The organism is Eudoraea sp., assembly GCF_049665975.1.
In the GTDB taxonomy this organism is placed as follows: domain Bacteria; phylum Bacteroidota; class Bacteroidia; order Flavobacteriales; family Flavobacteriaceae; genus Eudoraea.
Map to the genome: position 1 here is coordinate 1 of NZ_JBATGR010000457.1, position 1,817 is coordinate 1,817.

Here is a 1,817-nt window from a genome sequence, read left to right on the forward strand (position 1 = left end):
AGCTGGTTCTACTACTAATTCAAATTCTCTAAATGCTTCTTTAGCATGAGTATTTAAACTCTTTATCTGCTCTCTTCTCCAAGGTTCTTTTTCAATCAGATCCAGCCCTGCATGAACGGCAGCGATAGAAATATAGGATAAAGAAGCAGAAAATAGATAAGAACGCGCATGGTACCTTATGTAATTGATCAAGGGCTTGCTGCCGGCCACGAATCCACCATTAACAGCAAAAGACTTACTAAACGTTCCAATATGCAGAGTTTCTGTCTGCGGGACTTCAAATAATTCCATAACACCTTTGCCCTGGCCTCCAATTAAGCCTGTACCATGTGCATCATCCAATAAACAAATGCCATTGTTTTTGTTTATAACCTCAACAATATGATCTAAGGAACATATATCTCCGTCCATAGAATACAAGCCTTCAATCCCAACAAATAATTGACCATCTTTTTGATTCTTTTGGATAAGCTCTAATAAACTAATGGGGGAGTTATGGCTGAACTTTTTATATCCTAAGTTAGCCAAATTGATGGCATCAATAGTAGAGGCATGACTCAATTGATCTATGTATAATCTATCATTCCTTCCTACTAAACTTCCAATTAAACCAAGATTTGTCTGGTAACCACTTGGAAAAATAAGGGCAGCTTCGCTATTTTTTAAATGTGCCAACCTTTCTTCCAGGAAGTGATGTTCTTTTGAATATCCATTTAAAAGCGGTGGACCTGCGGGACCTACTCCTTGTGAATCAATACTATTTTTTACCTTCTCTTTTATATAGGGATCGTTTGCAAATCCGAGGTAATTGTTAGAACCAAACATAAGTACTTCTTTTTTAGCCTCTCCTTGATAAGAGACAAGTACCGACCGCTCCATAGGAGAACTAATCATTCGGAAATATGATAATTCTCTATGTTTTTCCAATTCATGAATAAAGTTTTGAAATTGATCAATTTTAGTATTAAAATCATGATTTCTCTGTGCTATTCTTAATGAAAATAAGTCGTGCTTTTTTAAGTCCATAGTGTGCGTATACTTTTCAGAATATGTCATATCGCGATAAATTTTCGATTAGTTCTTCAAAATTTGTATGAGCTTTTTGTTGAGCATCAATTACTTCACTCAAGGATATTTTTTTATCCTCTAGTGTTATTGCTACCCCTTTACTTTTACTTGATGTCACTTTCCCACATTCCAGCACCTGATATCCCTCTAGTGCCGCTGCCTGAATAAAAATATTTTTTTGATCTTGCGGAACTGTAAAAACCAATTCGTATTCTCCAACTGGTCCGGCCAGTAAAAACCAATCTGGGAGATTTACCTTATTAATAATTTCCTGACTGCTATCATCAATAAGTTCAGAAATGGGAAGTTTGATTTCAAAATCCATTTTATTGACCATCCCTAGGTTGTAGAGAGAAGTAAAAAAGCCATCACTGGTATCCGTGCAAGTGGAAGAGTAGGATGAATTTACAGAGCTTAATTTACAGAGGTTTCTGGGCAAAATGCTGTTCTGCTTCTTATCCTTAATAATAATGTTGTTTAATGCATTGGCATTACCTCCACCCATTTTTCCACTAATAAAAAGAGCATCGCCCACATTTGCTCCACTACGTTTTACATGTTTTCTATCTTGGAATGAACCTAAACCTACTACACCTACCCTAGGTTGTTCTGAGCTATTGGTATCACCCCCAAGTAAAAACATCTTATTCTCTTTACAAGCATTCTCAATTCCTTGGAAGAGCAATTTCCTTTTTTTATCTTGAAACTTTGGCCATTCTACAGAAACAAGAACGCCTATGAGTTTAGCC

General features: G+C 36.3%; 2 protein-coding genes. Both read right to left on the bottom strand.

Annotated elements, in window-relative coordinates; genetic code table 11:
- The coding region (locus WBN20_RS14860; RefSeq protein ID WP_424282247.1) for an aminotransferase class I/II-fold pyridoxal phosphate-dependent enzyme at window positions 1-1,056 on the bottom strand (1,056 nt) is incomplete at its 3' end.
- The coding region (locus WBN20_RS14865; protein ID WP_424282248.1) for a hypothetical protein at window positions 1,043-1,817 on the bottom strand (775 nt) is incomplete at its 5' end. The genes WBN20_RS14865 and WBN20_RS14860, both read right to left, overlap by 14 nt.